Origin of the sequence: Candidatus Merdisoma sp. JLR.KK011, assembly GCF_036941125.1 — a bacterium.
Taxonomy (GTDB): Bacteria; Bacillota; Clostridia; order Lachnospirales; family Lachnospiraceae; genus Laedolimicola.
Genome location: NZ_JAYWSZ010000004.1, coordinates 1,119,399 through 1,142,500, shown reverse-complemented (window position 1 = coordinate 1,142,500; position 23,102 = coordinate 1,119,399). Strand labels below are relative to the sequence as shown.

Annotated in this window: 27 protein-coding genes, 2 tRNA genes and 1 other annotated feature (1 of these 30 only partly in view); of the genes, 10 read left to right on the top strand and 19 right to left on the bottom strand. The window is 49.4% G+C overall.

Annotated elements, in window-relative coordinates; translation table 11 throughout:
• The 3 genes in view from rsmA to VV089_RS19370 are tightly spaced (at most 17 nt apart) and all read right to left on the bottom strand, a layout consistent with a single transcriptional unit that may run on beyond the window.
• A protein-coding gene (rsmA, locus tag VV089_RS19380) for a 16S rRNA (adenine(1518)-N(6)/adenine(1519)-N(6))-dimethyltransferase RsmA (RefSeq protein ID WP_172541637.1) crosses the window boundary here: on the bottom strand, window positions 1–775 show its 5' portion. It extends 113 nt beyond the left edge of the window; 775 of the gene's 888 nt are visible here — the first part of the coding sequence; it begins with the start codon at window positions 773–775; the stop codon falls past the left edge of the window.
• A complete protein-coding gene (locus tag VV089_RS19375) occupies window positions 772–1,578 on the bottom strand; it encodes a TatD family hydrolase (RefSeq protein WP_334337072.1) in 807 nt (268 codons plus the stop codon). Before VV089_RS19375 ends, rsmA begins: the two co-directional genes overlap by 4 nt.
• A 17-nt stretch (window positions 1,579–1,595) precedes the next feature.
• Window positions 1,596–2,438, bottom strand: coding sequence for a MurR/RpiR family transcriptional regulator (locus VV089_RS19370; protein ID WP_334337071.1), 843 nt, complete (start codon window positions 2,436–2,438; stop codon window positions 1,596–1,598).
• Window positions 2,439–2,686: 248 nt separating this feature from the next.
• On the opposite strand from VV089_RS19370, the gene VV089_RS19365 reads away from it, so the two are divergent.
• The 6 genes from VV089_RS19365 (at window position 2,687) to dagF (ending at window position 7,177) form a co-directional block, all read left to right on the top strand.
• Window positions 2,687–3,097 carry a PTS sugar transporter subunit IIA gene (locus VV089_RS19365; protein ID WP_334337070.1) on the top strand — a complete coding sequence of 137 codons (411 nt, stop codon included), beginning with the start codon at window positions 2,687–2,689 and terminating at the stop codon, window positions 3,095–3,097.
• 31 nt (window positions 3,098–3,128) lie between these two features.
• Window positions 3,129–3,617: a PTS system mannose/fructose/N-acetylgalactosamine-transporter subunit IIB gene (locus VV089_RS19360; protein WP_334337069.1), complete on the top strand. Its 489-nt coding sequence runs from the start codon at window positions 3,129–3,131 to the stop codon at window positions 3,615–3,617.
• Window positions 3,618–3,691: 74 nt separating this feature from the next.
• Window positions 3,692–4,441, top strand: a complete 750-nt coding sequence (locus tag VV089_RS19355) for a PTS mannose/fructose/sorbose/N-acetylgalactosamine transporter subunit IIC (RefSeq protein WP_172541632.1) — start codon at window positions 3,692–3,694, stop codon at window positions 4,439–4,441.
• A gap of 5 nt (window positions 4,442–4,446) precedes the next feature.
• Window positions 4,447–5,283 carry a PTS system mannose/fructose/sorbose family transporter subunit IID gene (locus VV089_RS19350; protein WP_334337068.1) on the top strand — a complete coding sequence of 279 codons (837 nt, stop codon included), beginning with the start codon at window positions 4,447–4,449 and terminating at the stop codon, window positions 5,281–5,283.
• A 33-nt stretch (window positions 5,284–5,316) separates the two neighbouring features.
• Window positions 5,317–6,438 carry a DgaE family pyridoxal phosphate-dependent ammonia lyase gene (locus VV089_RS19345; protein WP_334337067.1) on the top strand — a complete coding sequence of 374 codons (1,122 nt, stop codon included), beginning with the start codon at window positions 5,317–5,319 and terminating at the stop codon, window positions 6,436–6,438.
• Window position 6,439: 1 nt separating this feature from the next.
• Window positions 6,440–7,177: a 2-dehydro-3-deoxy-phosphogluconate aldolase gene (gene dagF, locus VV089_RS19340; protein ID WP_172541629.1), complete on the top strand. Its 738-nt coding sequence runs from the start codon at window positions 6,440–6,442 to the stop codon at window positions 7,175–7,177.
• 136 nt (window positions 7,178–7,313) lie between these two features.
• Here the strand turns inward: dagF and vapD are convergent, their stop codons facing one another.
• From vapD to VV089_RS19270, 14 genes are all read right to left on the bottom strand, one after another.
• Complete coding sequence (vapD, locus tag VV089_RS19335) at window positions 7,314–7,643, bottom strand: VapD family protein (RefSeq protein ID WP_334337066.1); 330 nt, start codon at window positions 7,641–7,643, stop codon at window positions 7,314–7,316.
• The gene (locus VV089_RS19330) at window positions 7,643–7,978 is read right to left on the bottom strand and encodes a hypothetical protein (protein ID WP_172541627.1); all 336 of its coding nucleotides are present in this window, start codon (window positions 7,976–7,978) and stop codon (window positions 7,643–7,645) included. The genes vapD and VV089_RS19330 overlap by 1 nt, the downstream gene beginning before the upstream one ends.
• A complete protein-coding gene (locus VV089_RS19325) occupies window positions 7,972–8,997 on the bottom strand; it encodes a DUF6382 domain-containing protein (RefSeq protein WP_334337065.1) in 1,026 nt (341 codons plus the stop codon). The genes VV089_RS19330 and VV089_RS19325 overlap by 7 nt, the downstream gene beginning before the upstream one ends.
• Window positions 8,998–9,011: 14 nt before the next feature.
• Window positions 9,012–9,428 carry a TadE/TadG family type IV pilus assembly protein gene (locus tag VV089_RS19320; RefSeq protein ID WP_334337064.1) on the bottom strand — a complete coding sequence of 139 codons (417 nt, stop codon included), beginning with the start codon at window positions 9,426–9,428 and terminating at the stop codon, window positions 9,012–9,014.
• On the bottom strand, window positions 9,425–9,850 hold the full coding sequence (locus tag VV089_RS19315; RefSeq protein ID WP_334337063.1) for a prepilin peptidase: 426 nt from the start codon (window positions 9,848–9,850) through the stop codon (window positions 9,425–9,427). The genes VV089_RS19320 and VV089_RS19315 overlap by 4 nt, the downstream gene beginning before the upstream one ends.
• Before the next feature lie 5 nt (window positions 9,851–9,855).
• Complete coding sequence (locus VV089_RS19310) at window positions 9,856–10,755, bottom strand: pilus assembly protein (RefSeq protein ID WP_334337062.1); 900 nt, start codon at window positions 10,753–10,755, stop codon at window positions 9,856–9,858.
• A 96-nt stretch (window positions 10,756–10,851) separates the two neighbouring features.
• On the bottom strand, window positions 10,852–12,243 hold the full coding sequence (locus tag VV089_RS19305) for a DUF5702 domain-containing protein (protein ID WP_334337061.1): 1,392 nt from the start codon (window positions 12,241–12,243) through the stop codon (window positions 10,852–10,854).
• A gap of 2 nt (window positions 12,244–12,245) precedes the next feature.
• Window positions 12,246–12,416, bottom strand: coding sequence for a Flp1 family type IVb pilin (locus tag VV089_RS19300; protein ID WP_172541621.1), 171 nt, complete (start codon window positions 12,414–12,416; stop codon window positions 12,246–12,248).
• A gap of 197 nt (window positions 12,417–12,613) precedes the next feature.
• Entirely contained in the window at window positions 12,614–13,951 is a 1,338-nt protein-coding gene (locus tag VV089_RS19295) for a secretion protein F (RefSeq protein WP_334337060.1), read from the bottom strand.
• Window positions 13,952–13,954: 3 nt separating this feature from the next.
• A complete protein-coding gene (locus tag VV089_RS19290) occupies window positions 13,955–14,692 on the bottom strand; it encodes a type II secretion system F family protein (protein WP_172541774.1) in 738 nt (245 codons plus the stop codon).
• A complete protein-coding gene (locus VV089_RS19285) occupies window positions 14,664–15,899 on the bottom strand; it encodes a CpaF family protein (protein ID WP_334337059.1) in 1,236 nt (411 codons plus the stop codon). Before VV089_RS19285 ends, VV089_RS19290 begins: the two co-directional genes overlap by 29 nt.
• Window positions 15,900–15,916: 17 nt before the next feature.
• Window positions 15,917–16,882: a hypothetical protein gene (locus VV089_RS19280; protein ID WP_334337058.1), complete on the bottom strand. Its 966-nt coding sequence runs from the start codon at window positions 16,880–16,882 to the stop codon at window positions 15,917–15,919.
• Window positions 16,879–17,007 (bottom strand): hypothetical protein, encoded by a 129-nt coding sequence (locus VV089_RS19275; RefSeq protein WP_334337057.1) that lies wholly within the window; start codon window positions 17,005–17,007, stop codon window positions 16,879–16,881. The genes VV089_RS19280 and VV089_RS19275 overlap by 4 nt, the downstream gene beginning before the upstream one ends.
• A gap of 159 nt (window positions 17,008–17,166) precedes the next feature.
• Entirely contained in the window at window positions 17,167–17,358 is a 192-nt protein-coding gene (locus VV089_RS19270) for a pro-sigmaK processing inhibitor BofA family protein (protein ID WP_334337056.1), read from the bottom strand.
• A gap of 137 nt (window positions 17,359–17,495) precedes the next feature.
• On the opposite strand from VV089_RS19270, the gene VV089_RS19265 reads away from it, so the two are divergent.
• The gene (locus VV089_RS19265) at window positions 17,496–17,729 is read left to right on the top strand and encodes a YaaL family protein (protein ID WP_172541770.1); all 234 of its coding nucleotides are present in this window, start codon (window positions 17,496–17,498) and stop codon (window positions 17,727–17,729) included.
• 98 nt (window positions 17,730–17,827) lie between these two features.
• Here VV089_RS19265 and metG read toward each other — a convergent pair whose 3' ends face one another.
• Window positions 17,828–19,780, bottom strand: a complete 1,953-nt coding sequence (gene metG, locus VV089_RS19260) for a methionine--tRNA ligase (protein ID WP_442891563.1) — start codon at window positions 19,778–19,780, stop codon at window positions 17,828–17,830.
• A 149-nt stretch (window positions 19,781–19,929) separates the two neighbouring features.
• Window positions 19,930–20,175: a binding site (T-box leader), on the bottom strand.
• A 48-nt stretch (window positions 20,176–20,223) separates the two neighbouring features.
• Window positions 20,224–20,481, bottom strand: a complete 258-nt coding sequence (locus tag VV089_RS19255; protein ID WP_334337055.1) for a PD-(D/E)XK nuclease domain-containing protein — start codon at window positions 20,479–20,481, stop codon at window positions 20,224–20,226.
• Between the two features lie 276 nt (window positions 20,482–20,757).
• Here VV089_RS19255 and VV089_RS19250 point away from each other — a divergent pair, with 276 nt between their 5' ends.
• The 3 genes from VV089_RS19250 to VV089_RS19240 all read left to right on the top strand — a co-directional run bounded on the left by VV089_RS19250 (window position 20,758) and on the right by VV089_RS19240 (window position 22,820).
• The gene (locus VV089_RS19250) at window positions 20,758–22,551 is read left to right on the top strand and encodes a DUF885 domain-containing protein (protein WP_334337054.1); all 1,794 of its coding nucleotides are present in this window, start codon (window positions 20,758–20,760) and stop codon (window positions 22,549–22,551) included.
• Window positions 22,552–22,576: 25 nt separating this feature from the next.
• Window positions 22,577–22,649, top strand: a tRNA-Ala gene (locus tag VV089_RS19245).
• Between the two features lie 97 nt (window positions 22,650–22,746).
• Window positions 22,747–22,820 (top strand) — tRNA-Val (locus VV089_RS19240).
• Window positions 22,821–23,102 lie beyond the last annotated feature (282 nt).

Sequence of the window (23,102 nt, the reverse complement as noted above, 5' to 3'; positions counted from 1 at the left end):
CAAAGGCTTCCTTAGGCACGCAGATATCCGGTGCGTGGGTCAGACCGTTTACCAGGGTCTTTCTGCGCTGCTGGAAGGAGGCGCGGATCAGCCCGAACAGATACGCCTCATTTTCCACCTGGACGGGAGGCTTTTCATGTCTTAAAAGGCGGATCACGGCAGACCCCACCCGGGGTCTTGGCATAAAGCAGTTCGGCGGCACATTTGCAATGAGCTCAGGCCGGGCATAATACTGTACAGCCAGGGATAAGGCTCCGTAATCCTTGGAGCCCGGGCCTGTCCGCATCCGATCCGCCACTTCCTTCTGCACCATTACCGTTATGCTTTCCACCGGCACATGGCTTTCAAAAAGCCCCATAATAATAGGCGTTGTAATATAGTAGGGAAGATTCGCCACCACCTTCACAGGCCGTCCCCCATTCTGTTCTTTCGCCAGGCGGCAGAGATCCACTTTTAAAATATCCTCATTCAATATGGTCACATTGTCATAGCCCTTTAAGGTGTCCTCCAGAATGGGGATCAACGCCTTATCAATCTCTATGGCCGTCACATGGCCTGCCCTGCAGGCCAGATACTGGGTCATGGTTCCGATCCCCGGCCCCACCTCCACTACAAAATCCTCCGGGCCAATCTGTGCGGCCCGGATAATCTTATCCAGCACATGGGTATCGATCAAAAAATTCTGTCCGTATTTTTTCTGAAATACAAAATGGTACTGATTCAGTACGGCAATGGTATTCTGGGGATTTCCCAAAACCGGCTCCGGCCTGCTCATATCATACTCTCCTTATCTCTGGCTCCAAGGGGCTCTCTTTCTGCAAAATACAGAGCTGCGGCATTTTCACGGGCCGCACGGATAACCTCGGCCGCCTCAATTCCCTTAAGCTGCCCTATCGCCTCCGCCACATAGGGGAGGTTCAGAGAGGAATTGCGCTTTCCTCTGTTTGGCTCCGGGGCAAGATAGGGGCAGTCCGTCTCCAGCAGTATCCGCTCTAAAGGCAGCATTTTTACGACTTCCTTTAGTTTTTTTGCATTTTTAAAGGTTACTACGCCGCCGATTCCAATGTAAAATCCCATATCCAGATATTCTTTTGCCAGCTCCGGCCCATAGGAAAAGCAATGGATCACACCCCGAAGCTGCGGCGAACAGGCTGCCCGCACTGCTTCCAGCGTATCAGCCGCAGCCTCCCTGCTGTGAACGATTATGGGAAGCCCCTCTTCCTTGGCCAGCTCCATCTGGCGGCCAAACCAGTACTTCTGAAGCTCGTGCTTTTCCTTATCCCAATAGTAGTCCAGGCCGATTTCACCGACGGCAACGGCTTTGGGATGACGGCACTGACTGCGCAGCCATGCAAAGGCTTCTTCATTTAACTCCCCTGTCTCATCCGGATGAATCCCTACCGCCCCATAGACAAAGGGATACTTCTCCGCCAGAGCCAGCGTGCTTTTCACGGAATCCAGGCTGGCACTGACATTTATAATGGTTTCTATGCCCTGTTCCCTGCACTGGTTCAGCACTTCCTCCCTGTCAGTGTCAAAAGCCGTATCATCATAGTGGGCGTGGCTTTCAAATATCATTCCTTTTCTCCATTTCTTTACTCGTTGTCCTGCTGATTGAACTTGGAAAACGGCGCCGTTTCCTGAAACACATCATAGGAATGCTCGTCCTCATTCAAAATATTGAGGAAAATAATATCAAACAGCATCAGTATAAAGATCTCTCTTGTAATTGTATCGTGATTGGCCAGCATATTCGTCTTAGGAATCAGGAAAGTCAAATCCGCGTAGGCGGAGCAGAGCGAGCTTTCGTAGTTGGACACCAGAACAATGAAGCTGTCATTCTCCACAATCTTACTGATGGCCCTTGCCAGAATCCGGTGGGCTCCGGAGAGAGTGAGCACGATAAATACATCCTCTTTTGTAGCCAGGCTGGAAAAGAGCTTCAAGGTGTCGTAATTGTCAATGACCCTCACGTCCAGTCCCAGGAGGGTAAATTTGTGGCCTATGATCTCGGCTGTATTTTTATTGAGATCCATGCCGGCAATGTAGATTCGTTTTGCCTTAAGCATCCGCTCCCTCAGCATGTCTACATACTCCGGCTTTGTGAATTTGAACAGCGTCTCGGCCAGAAGATTGTACTCCTGGAGCAGAGACGTGTAGGAATTCTGATTGATGATGGTCTGCTCTTTGTTCAGCTCATTCTGAAGCATGAACTTGAATTCATTGAGACCGGAAAACCCTACTTTTTGTGCAAATCTTATAATACTGGCATCTGATACTCCAATCTGCTTCGCCAGATTCTGGGCGCTGCAGGAAATAAAATCTTCTGTGTGATTTTTAATATATTGAACGACCTTCCAGTCCGTTTTTGTGAATTGATTTGACATGCCTTCAATCCGTGACATTACGGAAAACAGACCCTTTTTCTGTTCCTTCATTTCTTCTTTCTGCTCCTTTTAAAACAACTTTCCCGACTTTTGATATAGCATACCACAAAACCCCAAATTAATCAAAGAATTCCACCCCGCTTCAAAAATGTAGCAAATTACATGACTATACATTTTCAACAAACTTTCACTACTATATTGAAATCATAAATGTAGTATGCTACAATTCAATTACAGGAATGAAATGGCCGTTTCGTGATTGTGAATAAGGTTTTAAAACCGGAATAGGAGGATGAAATATGGATAAACCTCAGATTTTATTATTAACCCATGGCGGCTGGGGCATGTCTCTCGTAAAGGGCGTGCGGATGATTCTCGGGGCAGTGGATTTTGTGGACGAGGTTCCCCTGCTGCCGGAAATGACCCTTCCCGAATATCTGGGCAAGGTAAAGGCCCAGGTGGAAAAGCTTCCGGAAGGTTCTCTGATTCTGACGGATGTTTTTGGAGGAACCACTACAAATGTGGGCGCCAAGCTGGGTAAGGATTTCAATATTAAGGTATATTCCGGACTGAATGCCCCCATGCTTCTGGAGGCATGTTCGCAAATCACCTTCACAGGCGCTCTGAACCCAGATACCGTTCTGGCATCAGGACAGGAGGCCGTGAAAGATGTGGTTGCAGAAGTTATGAACGCTATGGGCAACCGCTGACAACAAAAACAAATTCAAACAGGAGGCTACTATGGCAGAGATTGTATTATGCAGAATTGACAGCCGTCTTATTCACGGACAGGTAATGACAAAATGGGTAAATCAGTCACAGGCAAACAAAATCGTAGTGGTCAGCGACGAGCTGGCAGCCGATGAATTTATGCGCGAAATTTACCTGCTTTCCGCCCCGGCAGGCGTCAAGGTGGAATGCTACGGAATCGCAGACACCATTTCGCACTGGGCTGACAATCAATTTGAAAGCGGCAAGGTTCTGCTGCTGCTTCCGGACTTAAAGTCCATGAAACAGGTTTATGACGGCGGCGTCACCGTGGACCAGATCCAGGTAGGCGGTCTGGGGGGCGCTCCCAACCGGAAGGTCGTCTTCCAGAATATTACCCTGGACGATCCGGACGTGGAGATCCTGGAATACCTGCAGGGCAAGGGTGTAGGAATCATTTTCCAGACCATTCCCGAGGACGTTCCCATGAAATTTGACGAAATTTTAAAACGGTATCGTTAATTCTGCCGATTCCTATGTCAAGAGTATCGCTGAATATTTTACCGTCAAACTACAGATGAAAAAGGAGAGTTAATATGAGTGTTTTAGGAGTAGCAATCTTTATGGGCTGTTATTACTGGTTCTGCCGGCTTCGCTTCGGCTACACCTTTTCTTCCGCATTGCTGCAGCCCGTTACAATCGCAGTGTTCGTTGGCTTAATTACAGGAGATATGAAAAATTCTATGATGATCGGCGCCGGTCTCCAGCTGGTATACATGGGCGTTACCTCTACCCCCGGCGGAAACGTGCCGAGCGACCCGGCTCTGGCCGGCTGTATTGCCATCCCTCTGGGTGTTGCTGCCGGAATGAATCCGCAGACTGCAATTGCTCTTGCAATTCCCTTCGGCGTACTGGGCGTGTTCGTGGATCAGTTAAGAAGAACCACCAATGCTATCTGGGTTCACATGGCTGACCGCTATGCGGAAAAAGCAGATACAAAAGGCATTATGAGGGCCGCCTTCCTTTATCCGGCTGCCGCAGGCTTTGTGATCCGTTTCCCCATTGTATTTATCATTGATTACTTCGGCGTTACCGTAGCTCAGAAGCTCATCGAGATTTTACCGGCCTGGCTGTCCCACTCCTTTGAAATTATGGGAGGCATTCTTCCGGCCCTGGGCTTCGCAATCACCTTAACGGTAATCGGAAAGAAAAATCTTATTCCTTTCTTTATCGCAGGCTTCTTTGCCGTAATTTATCTCGGCCTTGATACCATGGCCGTGGCAATCTTCGCAACCTGCACAGCGCTGCTGCTTAACTTATTCAGACTGAAAGAAGAGGAGGCTTAAGTACTATGGGAGAAATCACTACAACACAGGAAAATACAAAGCTTACAAAAAAAGACATTACCAAATCTATGTGGATTTACTATGCAGGCGCGGAGCTTTCCAACTCTTATGAGAGACTTCAAAGTCTTGTATTCTGCGCCTCTATGACACCGATTCTCAAAAAACTGTATACCACGGACGAGGAACTGAGCGCCGCCTTAAAGCGTCATCTGGTATTTTTCAACACAGAGGGAATTCTAGGCGCTATTATCCAGGGTATTGTAATCTCCATGGAGGAACAGAAGTCAAACGGCGAAAGCATCACAGACGATGCCATTACCGGTATTAAAACCGGTCTTATGGGGCCTGTAGCCGGAATGGGAGACGCCATTATCTGGGCTGCCGTTATGCCGATTATCTTCTCCATTTTCCTGCCCTTTGCCTCCAACGGTTCTGCACTGGGCGGTATTATGCCGCTGATTCTGTATCCCCTGGTGACGATTGTAATTTCCTACTATCTGATCCACAACGGATACACCCTGGGCAAGAAATCCATCGTCTCCCTTCTTCACGGCGGACGTATGAAAAACATTATTTTTACGGCTAACGTCATCGGCCTTACCATGATGGGCGCCCTGTCTGCCAGCTACATCACCCTTACCACTCCGTTGGAATTCAGCTTCTCCGGCGGAAGCACGATTGTGATGCAGGAGGTACTGGATCTGATTGTTCCCGGTCTCCTTCCTCTGTCTGCGGTATTTATTATCTACGCTTACTTAAAGAAGAAGGGACCCCACTACACCAAGATTCTTCTGACGGTTGTAATTGTCTCCATCATTACTTCCCTTCTTGGAATCTTCTAATCAAGCTTTTATCGATATGGAGCGTGAAACCGAATGGAAAATATTTATGGAAAAAACGGACTTCAAAAAGTAATCAACGCCTCCGGGCGCATGACAAAGCTGGGAGTATCCACCATTTCCAAAGGGGTGGGGGAAACTCTGGTAGATGCTGCAAGCAATTATATCCTCATCGACAGCCTCTATGAGTTTGCTGGAAAGAAGATCGGGGAAATGATCGGCTGCGAGGATGCCTGTGTGACTTCCAGCGCCTCTGCGGGAATTGCGCTTTCCGTAGCATCCCTGATCTGCAGGGACAACCTTACCATGGTGCACCATCTCTTTGACGAGCTTCCCCGTATCAGCAAACGAGAGGTCATTCTTCTAAAAGGACACAACGTTGATTTCGGAGCACCCATCGGGGAAATGATCCAGCTTGGAGGCGGCAGGATTGTGGAAGCCGGCTATGCCAACGGTTCAAAGCTTGAGGACATCGAGCATGCCGTGAATCCCGATACCCTGGCCATTCTCTTTGTAAAATCTCATCACTGTGTACAAAAAGACATGGTGGATGTCCAGGATGTGACAGCCCTTGCCAATCGTCTTAAGGTTCCCTGTATCATTGACGCAGCGGCAGAGGAGGATCTGAGCCGATACATGGCCATGGGCGCAGATATGGTATGCTACAGCGGCGCCAAGGCCATCGAAGGGCCTACCAGCGGCTTTGTGGCCTGCCGGACAAGAGAGCTTGCTTCCAATATGCGTCTGCAGTACAAGGGCATCGGAAGGGCAATGAAAATCGGCAAGGAAGGCATCATGGGACTTTTAAAGGCCATCCGGGAATATCTGGACGGGGAGCACAAGCCGGTTGTCACCAAAACTCATCTGGAAGCTTTTATTGAAAAAATCAATGAGATTCCCGGCTGCAGCGCCGTCCTGGTACAGGATGAGGCCGGACGAGAGATCTACCGGGCAAAGATTACATTTTACAAAGAACGCTACGGATATTCCGCCAAGGAAATGATCGGAAAGCTCCAGGAAGGGGAATTTGCCGTCTATACGAGAGACTACCAGGCCAACATCGGTTCTCTGGCTATCGATCCCCGTCCCCTAAACAGCCTGGAAGAGCTGGAATATATCTACCGGCGTATCTGCGAAATCGGAAAGGAGCATATATAAAATGGATGGATTAAAATTCTATAAGGATCGTGTCTGCTTAAATTGCCTGACCAATTCTATCGAAAACGCCAAAGCGCTTTATGCAGCAGCCGAGGGGCATGTTGCCCTTGGACTTTTGTCTGCCGATTATCCCGATGTGCCAAGCGCCATTGCGGATATGAAAAAATATCAGAGTGAGGTTGACAACTGTATTTCTGTGGGACTGGGCGCCGGCAATCCGGGCCAGTGGAAGGCTGTGGCGGAAATTTCTGCAGCCATTAAGCCGAAGCATATCAACCAGACCTTTACGGCAGGCGGATATACAAGAGCGCTGACCGGGGAAGGGCCCTTTATGAACTCTATGGTCGCTCCCTGCGGTAAGCCCGGCTTTGTGAAGGTCTCCACCGGGCCGCTGGCAAAGGAGCTGGAACCGGCGATTGTTCCTGTCGGCACCGCAATTGCCATGGCCAAGGAACAAGGCGCGGATTCTCTGAAATACTTCCCCATGGGCGGTCTTAAGTGCCGGGAGGAGTTCGAAGCCGTTGCCAAGGCCTGTGCGGAAAATGACTTCTGCCTGGAGCCTACCGGGGGGATTGATCTGGGGAATTTTAAGGAGATTCTCGCCATCGCCGTGAATGCCGGCGTGAAACGGGTGATTCCTCATGTGTATTCTTCTATCATTGACAAAGAGACGGGAAGTACACGGGTGGAGGATGTGGAAGCGCTTTATGGGATGATCAAAGAGGTTGTGGGAGAGTGATGCCTGCACGTCCGACTGGTTTACTTCCTAATAGAAGTCAATTCTTTTAGCCGTTATTGAAAAAGGCTGTCAGAAATGTGATATCAACAATCTGATCCCACATTTCCGGCAGCCCTTTTTCTTTATGCTTCACTTATCATTCAAATTCTCTTATATCATCTTGAAGCAAAGGCACAAGATCATAATCCTCTCCAACATCTGTTACTTCAAAATGATTTACACACTTTTCCATCCACGGAAATATTTTTTTCATCTTTTGCATTAACAGAAATATTTCAAGATCTGTTGTCTTATACTTGGAATGATATCCGGAATACTGCTCATGAGAAAAATTATTTGATTCAAAATATTTCTGAAGCTTTTCATATGCCCCTTTTGGATTTTTGTAAGAAAAAAACCGTTTCAATGCCTTAATAGACAAATCAAAATATAATGCTTTATAACACAATTGTTTTTTTCTATCCACTAAGCAGCGCTCTCCCTTTTTGTATAAAAATACAGCACGTCTTCTACCGAAAAATCATTCTCATCTCTTCCGCGGTCGCTGTTGTACCAGACCCATTTTATTACATAATCCATAAACCAGGATTTTTCACTCAAGGTCGTAATCAGAAGTCCAAAGGCACCATAATCTCTCCGATTTCCTGTCCCCGAAAAAACACGTGTCCCATCATCCTCTATCTCCTGTTGAAGCCGATACCTGGCAAATCCTTTTTCAATTTTTTGATAAATATCCTCAATGGTATATTTTTGTTCTTCCTTCAGCTTTTCTTCATCCATCTTTATTTCCAGCTTCAGCATGCCACATCCTCCCTTTCATCCTTATTATAAAGGACTTCTCCCGAAAGGTCTACCACATATTTCACATCCGCAAAGCCCACCTGATCGCCGGAACGGATTCGGGCCTTTTCGTTGACCTCCAGGCGGCCGCCGTTTAAGAAGGTGCCGTTGGTGGAATTGAGATCTGTCAGATAATAGACGCCGCCCTCCTTCGAGATCTTTCCGTGGAGACGGGAGATACCTCTTGCTTTAATAAACCCGTCAACGGCATCCTTTTTCTTTCCGATGAGGAACTGTTCCCCTGTGATTTCCATGCTTGGATAGGCCGGATTCTCACTGCGCAGCACCAGTCCGGCAGATTTCTTTAAAAATGTGGTGCCGCCTTTTTCGCCGTGGAACGGAGGCTCTTCCCTGACTGCCTCTGTCTGCGCCGCAGCCTGCACGCCCGGCTCCTCGCTTCTTACCTCTTCTGCTTCTGCCCCATGGGGCTTTTCTTCTGCCCGTTTCCCCTCCTTCCACCTGGCAAGTATCTGTTCCAGGGAAGTGTTCTCCTCTCCCGCCATACGGTAGAATTCATACCCAAGAGCTACGGCTCCCGGATCCTCCCGGTCCAGGCGATCCAGGAGATATTCTGCCAGCTCCAGAAGGCCGCTTCCCATATCACCCTCATAAAAAGGAAAGAGACAGAAGGAAAATTCCCAGGTATCCGGATCCAGATAAATGTAATCCGGATTGAGGAGCAGTGCACGGGTATCCAAAAGAAACTCCTCACAGCTTCCGGCCGTCCGCAGCAGCTCTTCCAGCAGCCCCTCAAGCTGGGAAGCGTTCAGGCGCTTGCGTTCCAATACCAGGCGGAGATTCTGACGGGAGGTAATCTCATAGCAGAAAGCAGCGTCCTTATCCATTCTGCTTAAGGTACATTCCAAAAGGCCGGCAATTCTGTTTTTCACGAGCATTCCTGCCTGATAATTGTTTTGAAAATCTTTTTGTTCTAAGATCAGATAGTTGTGATCCAGTTCGCGCTTATATGATATTTTCATACGATACCTCTATTTCAGATTTTAATTTTTTTCAGTTCCCGGATATTCCGAAGCCTTTTTGCAGGATTCAGCCTCACTGCCTGTTCCTCCTCCTTCACCTTTAAGCCTCCGAGAAGACTGGTTTTCCCCCTGTAGCTGACTGTAATCCGCTGCTTTGTCACCTTCACAGATGCTTCCGTTCCTCTCAGGCAGAGCAGTTTTCCTCCTGCCATCCCTGCCGCCTGGCCCTCAAGCCAGGCTTCCAGCTCCTTTTCACTCCGGTATTTTTCTGCCGCTCCCTTCCCTGCCAGCTCTGCGGCACAGGAGGAGAGGACGCTTCTGTCATGGAGATACAGGCACAAACACAAAAATACAAACAGAACCAGTATGATAAAGGGAATCAGCATAGACGCCTCCACCGTAAAGCTTCCTTTTCTTAATCGTCTCTTCACAAAAACAACCTCCCGATAAATCCCAATAACAAAAACGGAACAAGGGGAACCCGATCCTTAAGCTTTACCTTATCGGCCAGCATCCCGGCCCCCAGAATCACTGCACTTAAAACGGCTCCCAGAAACAGCAGATTCAGATTCTCCCAAAAGCCCAGATAAATTCCGGTCACAAGCAGCAGCAATCCGTCCCCAAAACCGATGGCCTCCCTGGTGAGAAACGCTGTCAGAAGAAGCAGAACTCCAAGTCCGGCTCCTCCGGCCGCCTCCAAAAAGCTCTGATAGCCAAGCCATACATTCAAACCGATTCCCGCTGCCCCGAAGAGCACTAAGCTTACAAGACTGACCTCCCCTTTTCTCCAGTCCAGAATGCCGTTCACAAGGAGCAGTAAGAAAACGGCCGATTTTATTATCTTTTCTTGCATATTTTTTATCCTCCACATACGGAGCAGGGCGGCAGACCTCCCGTCTCCGATATCAGAACCGCCCGGATTCCTCTCACCAGACCGGAACAGTTCAGTGTCTCGTGATACCGGTTCCCCTCCGCTGTAATATATACCGTCTGGCTTCCGTCCTTCCAGCACCGCTCACAGGGGGCATACTTTCCTCCGCTTCCGTTGCGCAGACCCCCAACCTCTGAAAAAGCCGCCTGCTGAATGGAAAGCTTTAAATGCCTGCAGTTTAACCGGCCGTGGTACACCGTTCCGTAATCCGTTACATAGACTACTTTCTCCCCCTGTTCTCCCGAAAAAGCCTGCCTCTCCCCAAAGCCAGTCCATCCGCGGACTGTTTTTGTCTGGGTAATCCGGATGGGATGAAACCAGGAAATCCCCGGCGGCAGCACCGCCTGGTAGGAAGCCCTCAGCGTCAGAACACTGTCTCCGGTGTTCCAGCTGCTTCCGAGCAAAGAGATCCCGTCTGCTCCGTCTTTAATAATTTCCACGCCGGGACGAGCGCTTAAGTACTCTTTTACCTTGTGTTTTCCCTCTGCCGCGGCCAGAAGAGAGCTCTCCGCCTCCTTCGAAAGAGACGCATTCTGAGCCAGCTCTCTGCCTGCATCTGTAAGAGCCCGTCCAACCTCTGTCTCAACCCTCAAAAGCACCAAGAGATATAAAAGAGCCGTCAGTCCGAAGAGAAATAAGGGAAATACAAGGGCCGCCTCCACGGTCATGCTGCCCCGGCCGCGCCAAGGGGCGCACCATGATATTCTTTTGCAGGAAGGAATTTGATTTTCACATAGAACATCCGATGAACTACCGGAATAATCATTTGCAACTGCCTGGAGAGCTTTCTTTTTTCTTTTAGACTCTTCCTTACAAAAGAACATCATGGTACACCCCTTTTCCGGAGCTTTTCTGCCCCTGTCTTTCCGCTTGATATTTTTTAAATACTTTTTTAGGCGATACCTCCGGCCATGCCTGCATAGCTACCATTCATAGCAGAAGGTCCGCTCCGCCGCCCACTCTCTTCCGTTGGAGATAAGAGTGCGAATCTGGAAGCCGTCCGTACACTGGTCTGTGTAAAATCCGCCGCAGCCCGGAAGCCTGCGTATGACGCCTTCGATGACATCCAGACTTCTCATCGTCTTTTTCTCACGCCCCACAGTCATCAGCAGCATTCCCAGGTAATCCTTGTAGGAGAGCCCTCCCGAGTCCTCCCCCTGGTTAAATCCCGAGGCGGAATTCCCCAGATCCAAAGCTCCCGACAGGGAGGTCCGCCAGGTTCCGTCCCCCTTCCAGAAGGAGCACTTCTTTCCGCTTAAAAGAGTGCGCGCATCTGCCACGCTCTCCGCAAAAGCCCAGGCCAGCATAAGCGCCTGCTTAACGGCCTCTACCAGCCCCGGAATCATAGTAACGCCCACCATGGCAAGGGCAAGAGCCTCGCATTCCGCCTGTTTCCCGGCATCCGTGAGCAGATAAGCATAATTCATTCCCTCCCGGATTGCCAGGATTCGTTTGCATACGGACTCCAGATTACCGATATCCGTGTCCTTTCCTCCGATGAGATATTCTATCTGGTAATCCAGCCAAGGCCCCGTCTCCGTATCGCCTGCCAGAAAGTCTACGGCATTTGTGAAATGCTCCAGTAAATATCCGTGAAAAAACAAATCATTTGCCGCTGTTCCCTTATGGATTCCCCTCTCTCCGCTTCCCGCCAGACAGTTTCTCTGTGAAGGTATATTTTCCAAAACCGCTTTTTTCCCGGATACGCTTCCCGTATCCGGAAGCACTAGATGGAGACAGCTTCCTGCCTGTAATGCATTGACGGAGGATACCGGATCAGGCGTATATATCTGCTCCTCTGTCTCCCTGCGTTCTCTCAGCTCCTCCAGATTTTTCTCTTCTGCCGCCTTTGTCTCCTCATATGCGGCGCTCTGCTCCTCCGCCTGCTCTCCCCATGCTTCGCAGGAACGGAGCTGATCGAGAATTGCCGCGCCTGTCTTCTGCTTCATCAGAGATACTGCCTGCTCGTAATAAGCCATTCCTCTGTTGTCTGTGGCCCGGGAAAAGTCCCAGGCCTCCAGGGCTTTTACGCTGCCCTTTGGCAGATTTGCCTTTAGGAATTCCCGAAGCCGCTGCTCCAGATACCCTGTGTCTTCCAGGCCGCTTCCATATCCAAGCTCCACATAGACAAGGCCGTAGCGGTCAAAGAGCTCCCGATGGTATTCGGAGAGAACGGAATATTCTGCAAGCTCCAAGGCCTCCTGGGTCTGGCTCCGCAGGAAGGCCAGACGGGCGGATTGGAGGCAGGCCTGGAAAAAGAACAGCAGGACTGCCAGCATAAGACTCAAAAATACCGTAATCTCACCCTTTTTCATACCTAGATTGTGCCGCTCTGGGTTGTAATCTTGTCAAAAATGTTGTTGACTAAGGTTGTAAGCTGGCTTTTAAAAATGATTACAAGGCCGATGAGAACCACCAGAATCAAAATCATTTCCACAACGCCGATTCCATCCTCTTCTTTCCAAAACCGATACCATAAATTTTTCATTGCTATTCCTCCTTCTATTCTAAGTCGCTGCGCGACAGCTCTAAAGGGTAAAGCTGCTTCGACACACCGGTAATGAGAGAAACTTTTATTCGAGAAAGCACTCATAAAAGTTCCTCTCGTGCGCCTTTGCAGCTTTACCGTCCAGCAGATAATATTTTTCAAAAGCATTTGACATTTCTTAGCCGGACTTCTCGTTTTTACATCTGCATCGACATTCCTGCCGGTACTAAAATCAGAATCATTACTACAATCAACATAAGGATCATAGGCAGCAGCATACGTGTGGCTGCCTCCTCCCCTGCCCGGACTGCCAGCTCCTTGCGCTGCTCGAAGGCCTCCTGGACTTCTCCCTTGAGAAGCCTTGTTAAGCCGTGGTTTCCTTTTCTTAAATTCTGTTCCAGCAGTACGGACAGCTTCATATAACAAGGAATCCGGCAGCGCAGGCCAAAGTTCTCATAGGCCTTAATCTCCGCAACTCCGTTCTGCATCTCCCTTAAGGCCAGCGCCATCTCCTCATATGCGTAGTGCAGAGGCGCTTCCTCTTGTTCCCGTTTGGCCTGGTAGTCCCGGACAATCATTTCCCAGGCTGTGCGCACGGCCGTTCCGGCACCCATAAGGAGTACCAGCTTGCTTACAATCTGCGCATAGTCTCTGCACATCTGACGTTCCCGTTCTTTTGTCTTTTGTACCAGCTCCCGATCCTTTGCTCCATAGAGCGCAGCAGCGCATATCAAAGTAAGCATCAGGATTGTCAGAGGAGAGGAGGACTTTTTTTCTTCCCAGGTAAGGCGTTTTCCCTTTACCTGGACGGGGAGCTCCTTCTGCTCTTTCTCTCCTCCCGTTTCCTGCAGCTCCTCCAGCTTTCCGGCAAGCTCCCGCATAAATTCCTCTTTTTCACTTAAAACAGGCGGCAGGATCTTCGCACAGGCCCTGTAGACAGCCTCCTCCTTATTACAGGTCAGACGTGCCGTCAGTTCCACAAGACTTCCCTCTTCCCGAAGCTTCTCGGGCCGGATGCTCCCGTCCAGATTCAGAACCTCAAAGGAGTCCAGCTCCCACTCAATGGCTATGGGAAGGCCTTCTATCTTTTGGATAAGCTTCAAGTCCCTGCGTACCTCCTCCAGAGACATGTTTTCCCCCAGAATCCGGCTTTCCATTTCTCCCAGAGTCTGGTCAAGCAGCGCCCGGCTCTCTTCCTGCGACAGCTCCTTGGGTTCTACTTCTACGGTCACTTCCTCTGTCTCCCCTTCCTCCGGCGTCATCAGAAGCTCCTGCCGGTAAGTGTATTTTTGTCTTGGCAGGAAGCGTCCCTCCTTCAGATCCCGTTCCCTTAGGGAAAGCACTCCTGCCAGAATGGCGATACATACGCCGGCTGTCAGAACCTTGGCCAGAAGATTGATTTTTTCCGTGTAGTAAAGCTCTTCCTCTTTTGCATTGTCCCCTCCGGCATGAAGCAGCTTCAGATTCTGCCTGACTGCCTCCTGCCCCGGCATTCTCCCCTTGATTTTCTCCCAGATACGTTTGCTCAGCTTCATTTCCTATACCTCAACGGCAAGCAGCCCCTTTCCCATATGCCAGGCCAGAAGGTACACCCCCAGACAGCCTGTCATCACACAGATTCCGGTCAGGTTCCCATACAGCGGATCCAGAAATCCCGGACAGCCTATCCGCAGATACAGTATCATGGCAAAGGGAACAAGATTCATCACCTTCTGCTCATATTTCCTGGAGGCAAGAGCCATGGATGCCTGCCGCTCTGTCTCCACAATCTGGGTGATAGTCCGGGCCGTGTCCTCCATAATTCCAATCAAGTCTCCGCCGCTCCGCTTTCCTGCGGCAAAGATCTCCGCAAAGGTCTGCGCCTCCTCCAGGCCGCTTCGCTTTGCAAAATCCTCCATAGCAGCTTCAATGGTCTGATTTGCATCCATTTTCCGCTCCATGGCAGAGAGCTCCTGAACCATGTCTGTGTTCCCGGCATAGACCAGCTGCAAGTCTTTTCTGGCTTCCCGTATGGCATTTTCTGCCGAATAGCCTGCTGCCAGGGCTGCGGCTATGCCTTCCACCGCATCCTTGAACTGCAGCTTCAAGGCCTTTCTCCTCCGTTCCCCCAGGGACTTCCCCCTTTCCTTCAAAAACCAGAGCAGCACAAAGGGAAATGCAGCTATAGCCCACAGGGAATTGTAAAAGCACAGGGCAATGATTCCGGTGAGAGCTGCGGCTTCAAGGCCAAAGAAGAGCCTTTCCTTTTTATCCGGACGATAGCGCCTGTAATCCACCTGTTTCCCTCCCGATTCCCGCTGTTTTCATTTTTCCCCTATGACGGAGCTCTCCCTGCCTCTCTAACCGTCCCTGTACCTGCCCGGCCGGGCCTTCTTCCTCCTGAAAGGAAAACAGGATGTGCAGGAGAATCTCTCCTTCCCTCATGCCGTCAAGCTCTGCCACCTCCAGAACACGTCGGCTTCCGTCGCGCAGGCGGCCCAGGTGGACAATGAGATCCACGCCGGAGGCAATCTGCCTGCGAATGGCTGCCAGAGGCAGATCCATTCCCATGAGCACCATAGTCTCCAATCTGCTGAGCATATCCCCCGGGCTGTTGGCATGGCCGGTGCTTAAGGAGCCGTCATGGCCGGTATTCATAGCCTGAAGCATATCGATAGCCTCCGCTCCCCGGACCTCCCCCACGATAATACGGTTGGGCCGCATGCGCAGTGCCGTCCGTATGAGATCCCGGATGGTAATTTCGTGCTCACCCTCCAGATTGGCGTTTCTTGCCTCCAGACGCACCAGATTTTCCGCCGTCGCCAGCTGTAGCTCCGCATTATCCTCTATGGTGATGATCCGCTCTCCCGGCGGAATGAACTCGGAGAGGGCATTGAGAAAGGTTGTTTTCCCGGAACCTGTTCCGCCGCTTACAAAAATGTTATAGCCAGCCGTCACCGCCTCCCGGAGGAATTCCGCCGCTTCCCTGGTTACAGAGCCCCACTCAATCAGCTGTGCAATGCGGATGGGATGCTCCGGAAATCTCCGAATGGTAATAACCGGCCCGTTCAACGCAACGGGATCCAGTACGATATTGACCCGGGAGCCGTCTGCAAGCCTTGCATCCGCAATGGGATTTGCCTTGGAAATGTTCCGGTTGCAGAAGCTTACGATCTGCTGAACCAGATCCTCCAGCTTTTCCTCCGACTCAAACTGCTTGTCCCACCGGAACAACCGTCCGCTTTTTTCTACAAAAATATCCTTAGGGCCGTTTACCATAATCTCTGTTACAAGCGGATCCTCAATCAGCTCCTGCAATAGATCCAGTCTCCGGATTCCGTTAAAGAGCTCCTTTTGTATCCGCAGCTTCTCCTCCAGCAGGAGATAATCCCTGCTGCTGAACTGCAGAATCTCCTGCATAATCAGCTCTTCCACTTCCTCATCTGTCAGCTCTCTTGACAGATCCATCTGCCGCTGCACCTGTTCCTGCAGCTTTCTCCTCATATTTTCCCAATTCCGTTTCAGTTTTTACTCCACCTCTTTCCTTCTGTTTTCGCATATCCTTCCAATTGTTCTATGGAGGGGAAGGCAATCTCTTTTGTTTTTTCCAGTATTTCTTCCAATTCCAGAAGCTTTATGGCTTCCCGGTACTGCCAGAGCTTGGCCCTGGCAGTTTCATCCGATGCAACAGGCATATAGATGGTGTCGCAGGCCTCCAGAAGCTCAAAGACGCCCTCTGCCCCGAAGCTCAGATCCAGAATGACAAATTCATATCTGCTCTCCTTTTCCAGTGCGGTGAGAAGCTCCTCCCAGTCCTCTTTTTTAATATCACGCAGCTCCAGAGGCGACTTAACCGGGGGAATGTAGCTTAAGCTGCCGATTTTCCCGGTAATGCTTTCCAGCTTGCAGGCAAATGCCTTTTTTCCCTGCTTCATAAAGTAGACAAGCTCTGACAAGGTCTGCCCGCCACTGGGATAAAGAGACTCAAAACCGGAGAATTCCTCCACATTCAGATAGAGGGTTCGCCTCTGCTTTGCCAGCTCCTTTCCCAGAGCCAGGGCAAAGCTTGTCTTACCTATACGGCCCAAGGGAGAAAAGATACCGATGCGCTTCATTTTCCCCAGGCGCAGGGCTGTCCCAAGGCTTGCCGGAGTCCGCTCCGCATAAATGTCATAAGCCTTTTTTAAAATCCGCAGACACGACTGGTACTTGTAGATTACCGGGTATTCCGGTTCCTCCTCCTGGTATTCCTCCTCCGAAAGACAGATAATCTGTCCCGGGTATTCTTCTTTTTTCAGATCTTTCGTATATTTTTTTGAAAGCAGTACGATGTCTGCCGGATGTTCTTTCGTATCTTCCAGAAACTCCTCCAAGCCGGTAAAGCCATGGACGACAAACAAGGGGTTCCCATGCCGCCCGGCATACTCTGCAAACCGCAGCGTGTAGTCCCGCTCTTCATCGCAGACCGCGATCTGTTTTCTCTTCACCCGAGCCCTCCCTTAAGGAGCAGCGCCCCTGCCACCAGGCAGACGAGCATCTGTAATTCCAGAAAGGCCAGGGTCAAAAGACAATAGCCTTGATTCTTCCGCATAAACTGCAGCATGGATACCAAACTGCCACCTCCTTCTACACATTTACGTAAATCCGGAAATATTGGTTTGATTCAAACCTGAGATGTTGGCTGTGCCGTCTTTGGCATCAGCCAGGAAAGATTAATCGATCTTGAGTTAGATTATAGTGCCGGTTCCTTATTTTGTAAATTGTAAAATTTTCACAAAATTCCAAAGGCAGAAATTCCGTAAAGCAGCCCAAGTCCGCTGATACCAAGGCTTCCGACTGTCAAAAGGGTTAAAATATTTAATCCCACAAACACGCCGATATTTTGAGAAATGAGAATTGCATTGATAATCTGGATTCCAATTGCGCCAAATACCATGCGGATGAGAAAATTTAATGCTTTCATGGCGTTGTCCCTGGCTTTTTTACCATTATATGGATATTCGATCCAATATATTCTATTTTTTAGTATAAATGCCAGTTTTTTTGCCTATACTTTTAGTACAACACAAATACTTATTACGGAAAGTGGGGGATTGCAGTATGGGGTTTTTACGAAAGGAACCGGCGCCGCCGGAGGATTCCTTTACCAGACGGCAGCTTCTGGAGGATCTACATTCTACCAAAAATGCATTGGAAACCGCTTATGCCAACTTCGAGACAGTGGTGGACCCCGATCTCATCGACTGTTATACTTATGAAATCTATTCTGTGCAGAAACGATATAAGTTTCTTTTGGAGCAGGCGAAACAGATGGATTTGCAGACGTTTTTCTGACCTGCATTACAAAACCTGAAAGCCAAAAACAGGACCTGGGATTTTCGAAATCCTTCGGCCCTGTTTTTTATAACTAATTTTTATCTTCACTGAATATCTCAGCAAATCTCCGCCCCTGCAGGCATCGCTTTCTCCGGCACTACCAAAGCCAGATTCCCGTCTGCGTCCTCTGCGCAGAGCAGCATTCCCTCTGACTTCACTCCGGCCAGGGTTGCCGGCTTCAAGTTCACCAGAACCATCACCTTCTTGCCCACCATCTCTTCCGGTGTATAATGGGCCTTGATGCCGGACACAATCTGCTTCACCTGGCTTCCGATGCGTACCTGGGAACAGAGCAGCTTCTTGGACTTCTTAACTGCCTCGCAGGCAATGATCTCTCCTACCTGGAACTGCAGCCTCCCGAAGTCGTCAAAGGTAATCTCCTCTTTCGGCTCCAGATCGATCACCGGCTCCTTTGGTTTTTCCGGCTGTGCCTCCTGTGCTTTCTTTTCCTCTACTTTTGCAAGCACCTCATTTACATCCAGCCTTGCAAAGAGAATCTCTGGCTTCTCCGTCACTTTCTGGCCGGACTGGTAGAGCCCGAACATATTCATCACTTCAATGGAACGTTTCTTTGCACCAAGCTGCTCCAGAATCTTCGCGGAGGTCTCAGGCATAAAGGGCTCCAGAAGAGAGGCGCCGATGCTGATTCCCTCTACCAGGTTGTAAAGCACTGTGGCCAGACGGTCTTTCTTGCTCTCGTCCTTCGCCAGAACCCAGGGCATGGTCTCATCAATGTATTTGTTGCAGCGCTTGAAGAGGGCAAAGATCTCTGTCATGGCATCTGCCACACGGAGCTCCTCCATCTTATCCGCCGCCTTCTGAGCCGTGCTCACAGCCGTCTCCCGAAGCTCCCGATCCAAAGGCTCCATAAAGCCAGGATTGCTCACCACGCCGCCAAAGTATTTGTTGGACATGGAAACAGTACGGTTCACCAGATTCCCCAGGGTGTTGGCAAGCTCAGAGTTCATGCGCTCCACCATCAGCTCCCAGGTAATAACGCCGTCGTTGTCAAAAGGCATCTCGTGAAGCACAAAGTACCGCACAGCATCTACACCGAACATCTCTACCAGCTCATCCGCATAGAGCACATTTCCCTTAGACTTGCTCATCTTTCCATCGCCCTGCAGGAGCCAGGGATGGCCGAATACCTGCTTAGGCAGCGGCAAATCAAGAGCCATAAGGAAAATAGGCCAGTAAATGGTATGAAAGCGTATGATATCCTTTCCAATCAGGTGCAGATCCGCCGGCCAGTCCTTTTTAAACTGCTCTGTGGATTCTCCGTCACAGTTATAACCGATTCCGGTAATGTAGTTGGTCAATGCATCCAGCCATACATAGGTTACGTGCTTTGGATCAAAGCTTACGGGAATGCCCCAGCTAAAGGACGTTCTGGACACACAGAGATCCTGGAGGCCCGGAAGCAGGAAGTTATTCATCATCTCGTTTTTCCGGGAAACGGGCTGGATAAATTCCGGATGGCTGTTGATGTGCTCAATCAGACGATCCGCATATTTGCTCATTTTAAAGAAATAAGCTTCCTCCCTGGCCGGCTTTACCTCTCTGCCGCAGTCGGGACATTTGCCGTCCACCAACTGGGATTCAGTGAAAAAGGATTCGCAGGGAGTACAGTACATTCCCTCATAATAACCCTTGTAAATATCGCCCTGATCGTAGAGCTTTTTGAAAATCTTCTGCACCTGGGCTTCGTGGTCTGCGTCGGTCGTGCGGATGAATTTGTCATAAGAGGTGTTCATCAGATCCCAGATGCGGCGGATCTCTCCGGCCACATTGTCCACAAATTCCTTGGGCGTTACGCCTGCCTCCTTCGCCTTCTCCTCGATCTTCTGGCCGTGCTCATCCGTGCCGGTCTGGAAGAATACGTCATAGCCCTGCATTCTCTTAAACCGGGCAATAGCGTCCGCCAGTACAATCTCGTAGGTGTTGCCGATGTGAGGCTTGCCGGAGGTGTAGGCAATGGCGGTGGTAATGTAGTATTTTTGCTTTTCCATTTCTAAATTCCTCTCTTTCTGCTGAACTTGAGCACCGACGGCTTCTCTTCTCCTGCCCGCTGCTCAGACACATAGGTTAATCGCTTCTCATTTTTTACGGGTCCCTCTGCACGGGGCTGTGCATAAAAAAACCCGCCTTCCTTATTAACAAAGAAGACGGGCGTATTCCCGTGTTACCACTTCCGTTCGTCTGCCTCTCGCGAAAGCAGACCTCTGCGAGTACCTTCATACTCTTCCGCTATAACAGGCGGAGTCCTGTCACGGCTTATCGCTTCCATGCGTTCATCCGTGCCGCTCTGAAACCATCTTCGGCCAGCTTCCTTCCATCCCTCTCAGCCGCCGGGAATTCTCTGTAGAAAATCCATCAAGCCTACTCTTTTCTTCACTGCGTTTTCCTATTTTCTAGGGAGATCCTAGCATATAAGGAATTGTTTGTCAAGGTTCTACCTTCCGATCAATACGGTTTTCCCACGGAAGGCGAATCCGTATTTTCGTATTTTGTTCCCTGGAATGCCTTTTTCTGTCAATATGGATTCATAGCGCTTCTCTTCTATCTGCCGCAGCGCAGCTCTGACCGTATCCACAAGCTCCGGCTCCTCCTCCGTATCCTGAACCTTAAATTCAATGATGATTCCATCCTCTTTTTTCAGTTCTCTTGGTTCCAGCATTATATCGTATCGGCCAAGGCCGCTTCGACACACCGGTAATGAGAGAAACTTTCATTCGAAAAGGCACTCATGAAAGTTCCTCTCGTGCGCCTTTGCGACTTTACCATCTTATTCCAGTTCCATACTACGCCGGACTTTCCCAAGCTTTTTCCCAAATATTGTTTTTCTCTCTCATAAGATTGTTAAGTTCTGTCTTTCTTATTAGATACAGGAAACGCCCTCCAAATACAATGTCAAAACCGGAATAATACATAGCATTTCTTCCCGGGTTATTACATAGAATACACCAAAATTACTTCTGGTGAAAATATGAGACGAAAAAAACTTTTAACCGCAGGCATGCTCCTGCTTCTTTTTCTGTACTGCGGCCTTTTACTCCTTTCCAGGCTTCCACAAAATTCCCTTGAAACTACAGACGAGGCTTTCGAACGCTTTACACATACGCTCTTTCTGAATGAAGTTTCCTCTGATCCTCTGACGCTTCACTATACATTCTCAGACCCAGAGACCTTTGGAGTTGCGGATGTTCCTTCTGCCTTCCGTCTCTATTCCAAAGATGCTTCTGATGCAGAAGCGGCCAATCTGGAAAATACCAGACAGGCCCTCTCTGCATTTTCCAGGGAGGAGCTTTCTGATTCTAACCGGCTCACTTATGACATTTTGTCCTATCAGCTTGAAAAGCAGGCAGCTCTTCTGGACTTTCCCTACTATCAAGAGGTTTTCAGCCCGACACTGGGCACCCAGGCGCAGCTTCCCATTCTCTTGGCCGAGTATGCCTTCCGGTCTGAACAGGATATCGAAAATTATTTTTCACTCCTTTCTACCATAGATGCTTATTACGAAAGCCTGATGAACTATGAACGCGAAAAGGCGGATGCCGGACTTTTTATGTCGGACGAGACAGCAGACACCGTCATTGCTCAGTGTGAGGCTTTTCTTTCCAATCTCGGGGAGCATTTTCTGCTTTCTACCTTTGAGGAACGGATAGCTTCTGCGGACTTTCTTTCCAGGGAACAAGCGGAAAAATATCTCGATTCCAACCGGGCATTGTTTTTCGGCCATGTGGTCCCGGCTTATGAGCTTTTGATACAGGGACTGACTGACTTAAAGGGAGCCGGCAAAAATCCCTATGGACTTTGTTATTACAAGAAAGGAGCCGGATATTATGAGGCGCTGACTGCCGCCGTCACGGGAACCGGGCGGAATATGGAGGAAATCCTTCTGCTTATAGAAGAACAGCTTGATACAGATCTGGAAGCTGTGGCTTACCTTGTCAGCCAAAACCCGGAGATTCTGACGTCCGTATCCCGGCAGACAGGGCTTTTGGAACCCAGGCTTATTTTAGAAAATCTGAAACAGCAGATTCAGGATGATTTTCCTTCTGTCCCGTCTGTTTCCTGCCAGATTAAATATGTGGATGCCTCTTCGGAAAAGTATCTAAGTCCGGCTTTCTATCTGACGCCGCCTATGGATCGGATGAATGAGCATGTGATCTACATCAATCCTGCTGGTAATTATGACAGCCTATCCCTTTTTACCACCCTGGCCCATGAGGGATGGCCCGGGCATCTCTACCAGACTCTTTACGAATATTCCTGCGGCTTTGATCCGGTACGGAATCTTTTTAACTTCGGAGGCTATACAGAGGGATGGGCTACTTATGTGGAATGGCTTTCCTACGCTTATGCCATTGCAGATCCGGAAACGGCGGAGCTTTTGGCCGCCAACGGCGCTGTTTCTTTGGGGCTTCACGCCCGGGCAGATGTGGGGATTCATTATGAGGGATGGTCTCTTGAGGATACGGAGGCTTTTTTTGCCGGTTACGGCGTGACCAATCCGGATACGGTATATCAGATTTACCAGGCTGTTATTCAAGATCCGGGAAATTATCTGAAGTACTACTTAGGAGCTGCTGAAATTCTCAAATTGAGGGAGCAGGCAAAGAGTGCTCTCTCGGATCATTTTGTGCTGAAGGACTTTCATACCTTCTTCCTGTCTATGGGGCCTGCGCCCTTTCCGGTGATTGAAGATTATATGGAGGAACGGCTGTTGTCAAAAGATGCAAAAAAGAGCTTGATTTTCTTTGATAAAGTAGTAAAATAGAAGTTACAGAAACACGATAGAAAAAGGGCTCGTGGCTCAGTTGGGAGAGCGCCGCGTTCGCAACGCGGAGGCCGAGGGTTCGAATCCCTTCGGGTCCATTTTGTATAAGAGAGCTTTATTTGCTTTTGAACGTTCTTTTATAATTACACCAAAAAGAAAGCTTGGCATACCGCCTGATTTTTGGTGTGCATATCCGGAAGCATAGCTCAGCTGGGATGAGCGTTCGCCTCACACGCGAGAGGTCATGGGTTCGAGCCCCATTGCTTCCATCCTTAAAAGTACCGTATTTACGGTACTTTTTCATTTCCATGACAAATTCTGTGACAAATTTATGCCTGCTAAAGCCGGCAAAACACTTTAAATATTATGGGGAAAATCATCAATAAACAGCAATGCCGCCCCGGCTCCTGCATCCTCGACGGTATATTTGCATTGCCTTACTCCGTGTAAAAAACAGGTATCGGGCCCGATCAGAACAGCCCATTCGGCAGACAGCTCCCCCGGCACATGATAATTAACTGCCTTTTCCGGTTTATAACATCAGACATGAG

Excerpts from the sequence above, each read along its gene's own strand:
- VV089_RS19270 (WP_334337056.1), bottom strand. The coding sequence starts at position 17,358 with ATGAAAGCATTAAATTTTCTCATCCGCATGGTATTTGGCGCAATTGGA.
- VV089_RS19305 (WP_334337061.1), bottom strand. The coding sequence starts at position 12,243 with ATGAAAAAGGGTGAGATTACGGTATTTTTGAGTCTTATGCTGGCAGTC.
- VV089_RS19285 (WP_334337059.1), bottom strand. The coding sequence starts at position 15,899 with ATGAGGAGAAAGCTGCAGGAACAGGTGCAGCGGCAGATGGATCTGTCA.
- VV089_RS19345 (WP_334337067.1), top strand. The coding sequence starts at position 5,317 with ATGGAAAATATTTATGGAAAAAACGGACTTCAAAAAGTAATCAACGCC.
- VV089_RS19370 (WP_334337071.1), bottom strand. The coding sequence starts at position 2,438 with ATGAAGGAACAGAAAAAGGGTCTGTTTTCCGTAATGTCACGGATTGAA.
- dagF (WP_172541629.1), top strand. The coding sequence starts at position 6,440 with ATGGATGGATTAAAATTCTATAAGGATCGTGTCTGCTTAAATTGCCTG.
- metG (WP_442891563.1), bottom strand. The coding sequence starts at position 19,780 with ATGGAAAAGCAAAAATACTACATTACCACCGCCATTGCCTACACCTCC.
- VV089_RS19250 (WP_334337054.1), top strand. The coding sequence starts at position 20,758 with ATGAGACGAAAAAAACTTTTAACCGCAGGCATGCTCCTGCTTCTTTTT.
- VV089_RS19350 (WP_334337068.1), top strand. The coding sequence starts at position 4,447 with ATGGGAGAAATCACTACAACACAGGAAAATACAAAGCTTACAAAAAAA.
- VV089_RS19315 (WP_334337063.1), bottom strand. The coding sequence starts at position 9,850 with ATGCAAGAAAAGATAATAAAATCGGCCGTTTTCTTACTGCTCCTTGTG.
- VV089_RS19330 (WP_172541627.1), bottom strand. The coding sequence starts at position 7,978 with ATGCTGAAGCTGGAAATAAAGATGGATGAAGAAAAGCTGAAGGAAGAA.
- VV089_RS19300 (WP_172541621.1), bottom strand. The coding sequence starts at position 12,416 with ATGAAAAATTTATGGTATCGGTTTTGGAAAGAAGAGGATGGAATCGGC.
- VV089_RS19325 (WP_334337065.1), bottom strand. The coding sequence starts at position 8,997 with ATGAAAATATCATATAAGCGCGAACTGGATCACAACTATCTGATCTTA.
- VV089_RS19295 (WP_334337060.1), bottom strand. The coding sequence starts at position 13,951 with ATGAAGCTGAGCAAACGTATCTGGGAGAAAATCAAGGGGAGAATGCCG.
- VV089_RS19360 (WP_334337069.1), top strand. The coding sequence starts at position 3,129 with ATGGCAGAGATTGTATTATGCAGAATTGACAGCCGTCTTATTCACGGA.
- VV089_RS19355 (WP_172541632.1), top strand. The coding sequence starts at position 3,692 with ATGAGTGTTTTAGGAGTAGCAATCTTTATGGGCTGTTATTACTGGTTC.
- VV089_RS19375 (WP_334337072.1), bottom strand. The coding sequence starts at position 1,578 with ATGATATTTGAAAGCCACGCCCACTATGATGATACGGCTTTTGACACT.
- VV089_RS19310 (WP_334337062.1), bottom strand. The coding sequence starts at position 10,755 with ATGATGTTCTTTTGTAAGGAAGAGTCTAAAAGAAAAAAGAAAGCTCTC.
- VV089_RS19265 (WP_172541770.1), top strand. The coding sequence starts at position 17,496 with ATGGGGTTTTTACGAAAGGAACCGGCGCCGCCGGAGGATTCCTTTACC.
- VV089_RS19365 (WP_334337070.1), top strand. The coding sequence starts at position 2,687 with ATGGATAAACCTCAGATTTTATTATTAACCCATGGCGGCTGGGGCATG.